The sequence below is a fragment of the Georgenia deserti genome (assembly GCF_042680605.1).
GTDB classification, from domain to species: Bacteria; Actinomycetota; Actinomycetes; order Actinomycetales; family Actinomycetaceae; genus Allobogoriella; species Allobogoriella deserti.
The window spans coordinates 1-5,528 of record NZ_JBHUEE010000017.1 but is presented as its reverse complement, the minus strand read 5'-3'; the positions used below and the strand labels follow the sequence as shown (position 1 = coordinate 5,528).

Here is a 5,528-nt window from a genome sequence, read left to right as displayed (position 1 = left end):
CCTGAAGACCGGCACCCCCTACGACGAAGCGACGGCCTGGGCCCACGAGCACCACGCTGCGGCTTGACATCAAAACGCCATGGGGTGTCTGACCCGCCGGCGACTCGTCACTCCTGTGCCGATTCGTCGATGGTGTGCCGACTTGTCGATGATGTGCACCTGGCGGCTCAGTGGTCCTCGCGCACGGTCGGACAACTCATGCACCGGGGCCCGCCGCGGCCCCGGCCGAGCTCGGCGCCCGGCACCTCGAGCACCTCGACGCCGGACTCGCGCAGGTAGCTGTTCGACGTCATCGTCCGGTCGTAGGTGACGACCACACCCGGGGCCACCGCGAGCGCGTTGCACCCGTCGTCCCACTGCTCGCGGGCCGCGGAGTGGACGTCCTGCTCCGGGGTGAGGACGCGCAGGCCGTCGCGTCCGAGCGCCTCGGCGATCGCGGCGTGCATGCGCTCGGGCGGGTGGTCGGCGATCTCCAGCTCGACCTCACCCGGCTCGGCCCCGCTGCCGCGAGGGGTGATGGTGTACGACGGCAGCATCCCCAGGTCGGCGTACGTGAGGAACGAGCGTTCGTCGACCATCGTCATCACGGTGTCGAGGTGCATGAACGCCCGCGCCTTCGGCATCGCGAGCGCGACGACACGGTCGGCCGAGCCGGCGGCGAACAGCCGTTCGGCGAGCCGTTCGACCCCCTGGGGTGTCGTGCGCTCGCTCATTCCCACCACGACGGCGCCGCCACCGAGAACGAGGACATCACCGCCCTCCACGGTCGCCGCGCCGTCGGCCGGGCCGTCGGACCACCGGTGGAACGTCGCAGCGGCGAAGCGCGGGTGCCAGCGGTAGACGGCCTCGTAGGTCACCGACTCGCGCACGCGCGCCGGCATCCGCATCGAGTTCACCGCGACGCCGTCGTAGACCCAGCAGGAGGCGTCCCGGGTGAACAGATGGTTCGGCAGCGGGGCGACCACGAGGTCGTCCGGGCCGAGCGCATGCAGGACCACCGAGCGCGGCTCGTCGGTGAGCTCGAGCAGCTCCCGTTTGGTCAGGCCGCCGATGAGCAGGTCCGTGAGCCGAGCCTCGTCCATCGCCTCCGCCGTCGCGCGCAGCACCGGCGCCGCGGCCGGCCCGTGCACCCGCTCGTCGAAGGTCCGCTCGAGGACGAACTCCCGCGCCGCCGGCACCGTCACGGTCTCGCGCACCAGGTCGGAGAGCTCCAACACCTCGGCGCCGGCGCCGGCGAGCACGGCACAGAACTCCGCGTGCTCCTCCTGCGCGCGCCGTACCCACAGCAGATCGTCGAAGAGCAGCTCGTCCATCGTCTCGGGCGTCAGGCGCAGCAGCTCGATCCCCGGGCGGTGGACGATCACCTCCCGCAAACGCCCCACTTCCGACCCCACGTACGGCGTACCGGTCACCATCGCCCTACGTTCTCACGCCCGTGCCGCGGAAACCGGCGGCCCCACCCGTCACCGATCCCGATCCTGCCCGGCGTTCGTGGAACGGCCGTGGTTCGCACCCGAGCGGCACGGCACGGCAAGATCGGGACCATGACCTCTTCCGACGCCTCCGCGGACCGGCTCAGCCTGTGGGGCGGCCGCTTCTCCGGCGGACCGGCCGACGCCCTCACCGAGCTCAGCCGGTCCACGCACTTCGACTGGCGCCTCGCCCCGCAGGACATTGCCGGGTCCCGGGCCCACGCCCGCGTGCTGCACTCCGCCGGCCTGCTCGAGAAGGACGAACTCGCCGGAATGCTCGACGCTCTCGATCGTCTCGAGGCCGACGTCGCCTCCGGGGCATTCGCGGCGGCGCCTGAGGACGAGGACGTGCACACCGCACTCGAACGCGGCCTCATCGAACGCGCCGGCCCGGAGCTCGGCGGCAAGCTCCGTGCCGGGCGCTCGCGCAACGACCAGATCGCCACCGAGGTCCGGATGTACCTGCGTGCGGCCGCCGGCATGCTCGCCGGCAAGATCCTCGACGTCGTGGACGCGCTGGTCGGGCAGGCGGCCGCGCACCCGACGGCAATCATGCCGGGCCGGACACACCTCCAGCACGCCCAGCCGGTGCTGCTGGCACATCACCTCCTGGCGCACGCGTGGCCGCTGCTGCGGGACGTGCAGCGGTTCCGAGACTGGGACGCACGGGCAGGTATCTCTCCCTACGGATCCGGTGCGCTGGCCGGGTCCTCCCTCGGCCTGGATCCTGACGCCGTCGCGGCGGACCTCGGGTTCGACGCCGCCGTCGAGAACTCCATCGACGGCACGGCCTCGCGCGACGTCGTCGCCGAGTTCGCCTTCGTGTGCGCGATGACGGGCGTAGACCTGTCCCGGCTCAGTGAGGACGTCGTCATCTGGGCGACCAAGGAGTTCGGCTTCGCCGGCCTCGACGACGCCTACTCGACCGGCTCGAGCATCATGCCGCAGAAGAAGAACCCCGACGTCGCCGAGCTCGCGCGCGGTAAGTCCGGCCGGCTCATCGGTGACCTGGCCGGGCTGCTCGCCACGCTCAAGGGGCTGCCGCTGGCTTACAACCGCGATCTCCAGGAGGACAAGGAGCCCGTCTTCGACGCCGTCGACACGCTCGAGGTCCTCCTGCCGGCCGTCTCGGGCATGGTGGCGACGTTGCGGTTCGACACCGAGCGGATGTCGACCCTCGCACCGCAAGGCTTCTCGCTGGCCACCGACATCGCCGAGTGGCTCGTGCGTCGGGGCGTGCCCTTCCGTGCGGCGCACGAGGTGGCCGGCGCCTGCGTCCGCCGCTGCGAGGAGGAGGGCAAGGACCTGCCCGATCTCACCGACGCCGAGCTGGCCCAGATCAGCGACCACCTGACTCCCGCCGTGCGCGACGTGCTCACCATCGAAGGCTCGGTCGCCTCACGCGACGGCCGGGGCGGGACCGCGCCGGTACGGGTGTCCGAACAGCTCGCCCGTGCACAGGAGCAGTCGGGCGCGCTGCGGACCTGGGCCGCGGGCCGAGCCGGTGCGGACGGGCGCTCCCACCCGACCGGATGAGCACTCCCTGGGCCGAGCTCCTGAGCCGACCCGCCGAAGAGGCGGCGTGGGACATGCTCGGGTGCACCATCGTCGTACGCGACGAGGCGGGGGCCGTCGCGATCCGGCTCACCGAGGTCGAGGCCTACAGCGGTGAGCTCGACCCCGGTTCCCATGCCTACCGCGGGCAGACGGCACGGACGGCCCCCATGTTCGGCGCCGGCGGACGGCTGTACGTGTACTTCACCTACGGCATGCACTGGTGCAGCAACATCGTGTGCGGCCGCCCCGGGAGCGCCTCGGCACTGCTGCTCCGCGGTGGCGAGGTGGTGCGGGGCATCGACCTGGCCCGGTCCCGGAGGCGTGCAGCGCGCTCCGACCGGGACCTCGCCCGTGGCCCGGCCCGGCTCGCCCAAGCCCTCGGCCTGACCGGACAGGACAGCGGACGCGAGCTGGCCGTCGGCGGACGCGCGGAACTCGAGCTCGCGCCACCGCCGAGACGAGCGGACGTCAGGACCGGTCCCCGCGTGGGGCTCACGGGCCCCGGCGGCGACGGGACCACGTTCCCGTGGCGCTTCTGGATCGACGGTGATCCCACGGTCTCGACCTACCGCCCGGGCGTGCGACGCCACCGTCGGCGCACGTGATCCCGTGGCCGGACAGGGCACACTGGTAACGGCCCGTTCCGGCCCCCGACAGAGTCAGAAAGGCAGACGAGTGAGCGACATCCTCGACGAGCTCCGGTGGCGCGGCCTGATCGCCCAGCACACCGACATCGACGCGCTGCGTGCGGCGCTGGCCGAGGGGCCGGTCACGTACTACTGCGGGTTTGATCCCACCGCACCCAGCCTGCATCACGGCCACCTCGTGCAGCTGATCCTCATGCGGCATCTGCAGCTCGCCGGCCACCGGCCGTTGGCCCTGGTCGGCGGCGCCACCGGCATGATCGGTGACCCGCGCATGTCCGGTGAGCGGGTGCTGAACGACAAGGAGACCGTGGCCGGCTGGACCGACAAGCTGCGGGGTCAGATCGAGCGCCTGCTGGACTTCGACGGCGAGGCGGGGGCCCGGATGGTCAACAACCTCGACTGGATCGGCGGCCTGACGACCATCGACTTCCTGCGGGACGTCGGCAAGCACTTCCGGCTCGGCACGATGCTCGCCAAGGACACGGTGGCGCGGCGGTTGCAGAGCGAGGAGGGCATCTCCTTCACCGAGTTCAGCTACCAGATCCTGCAGGGCATGGACTTCCTCGAGCTGTTCCGGCGGTACGGCTGCACCCTGCAGACCGGCGGCAACGACCAGTGGGGGAACCTCACCGCCGGCGCGGACCTCATCCGTAAGGCTGCGGGGGAGACGGTCCATGTCATGACGACGCCGCTGATCACCAAGGCGGACGGGACCAAGTTCGGCAAGTCGGAGGGCGGGGCGATCTGGCTCGACCCGGACATGCTCAGCCCGTACGCCTTCTACCAGTTCTGGCTCAACACGGACGACGCCGACGTGGTCCGGTTCCTCAAAATCTTCACCTTTCGCTCGCGGGCGGAGATCGACGACCTCGAGCAGTCCGTCACCGAGGCGCCGCAGGCGCGTGCCGCACAGCGGACTCTGGCCGAAGACGTGACCACGCTCGTCCACGGAAGCGATGCGACGGAGCGGGTGCGCCGCGCCTCCCAGGCCCTCTTCGGCGCCGACGATCTGCATGCCCTCGATGCCGGCACCCTGCGCGACGCCGTCGCGGAACTCCCCCGCACCGAGGCCGTCGTGGGAGAATCCACCGTGGTCGATCTGCTCGTCGCGACCGGTCTCGAGAAGGGCCGCAACGCGGCGCGAAGGACCATCGCCAGCGGCGGTGCCTACGTCAACAATGCGAAAGTCACCGACGTCGACCAGACCCTGTCCCGGGCGGACCTCCTCGAGGGGGGCTACACCCTGCTGCGCAAGGGGCGTAAGACGCTCGCGGTGGCCGCAACCCCGACAGACTGAGCCACGCTCGTGCTGAAGCCCTGCCGACGGCACGACCACAGCGGCCGCTGCCACAGATGCGTAGGCCACCGGCGCGTGACACGCCGGTGAACGACTGTGGGTCAGCTCTCACCGTGCCGCCGTCGCGAGCCGACGGCGGCACGGCCGGCTCGCCCAAGCGTTTGTGCAGGTCAGCGCGCCGCCACGGGTGTGGCGAGGGCCTCACGGTGCTCAGTTGACGAGGTCCCGGGCGGCCCGTAATGTACTTCCTGCTGCACCGGACGGGAGGCACGGACAAGAGCGGAAAGCTCGAGGACGGTCCCCCGGAGCAGAACCCCGAGGATCCCGCTTCCGGCATCTGCCGGTTGTCGTCGGTCCCGGGAGGGCCGGAAGCAACAGCGAAGCACCTCGATGAGGCTCGCCGAGCTGGTGCGAGCCGGTCGGACTTCCCCGAATCGAGCCGGGCCGAGGTGTCCGCGCTCGCACGGTGTGTGTCTGTTTTTTGAGAACTCAACAGTGTGCCAAGTTTTTTGATGCCATGTGGGATGCCTGCGTGCTGGCTTTTTTGGTTGGTGT

4 protein-coding genes are annotated in these 5,528 nt (G+C 70.9%); 3 read left to right on the top strand and 1 reads right to left on the bottom strand.

What is annotated here, in order from left to right; all coding sequences use genetic code 11:
* Nucleotides 1-167: 167 nt before the first annotated feature.
* A complete protein-coding gene (locus ACFSE6_RS18855) occupies nucleotides 168-1,415 on the bottom strand; it encodes an arginine deiminase (protein ID WP_388011117.1) in 1,248 nt (415 codons plus the stop codon).
* Nucleotides 1,416-1,544: 129 nt separating this feature from the next.
* Here ACFSE6_RS18855 and argH point away from each other — a divergent pair, with 129 nt between their 5' ends.
* From argH to tyrS, 3 genes are all read left to right on the top strand, one after another.
* The gene (gene argH / locus ACFSE6_RS18850) at nucleotides 1,545-3,008 is read left to right on the top strand and encodes an argininosuccinate lyase (RefSeq protein ID WP_388011114.1); all 1,464 of its coding nucleotides are present in this window, start codon (nucleotides 1,545-1,547) and stop codon (nucleotides 3,006-3,008) included.
* Nucleotides 3,005-3,634, top strand: coding sequence for a DNA-3-methyladenine glycosylase (locus tag ACFSE6_RS18845; RefSeq protein ID WP_388011111.1), 630 nt, complete (start codon nucleotides 3,005-3,007; stop codon nucleotides 3,632-3,634). The genes argH and ACFSE6_RS18845 overlap by 4 nt, the downstream gene beginning before the upstream one ends.
* A gap of 70 nt (nucleotides 3,635-3,704) precedes the next feature.
* Entirely contained in the window at nucleotides 3,705-4,973 is a 1,269-nt protein-coding gene (gene tyrS, locus ACFSE6_RS18840; protein ID WP_388011108.1) for a tyrosine--tRNA ligase, read from the top strand.
* Nucleotides 4,974-5,528: the final 555 nt, after the last annotated feature.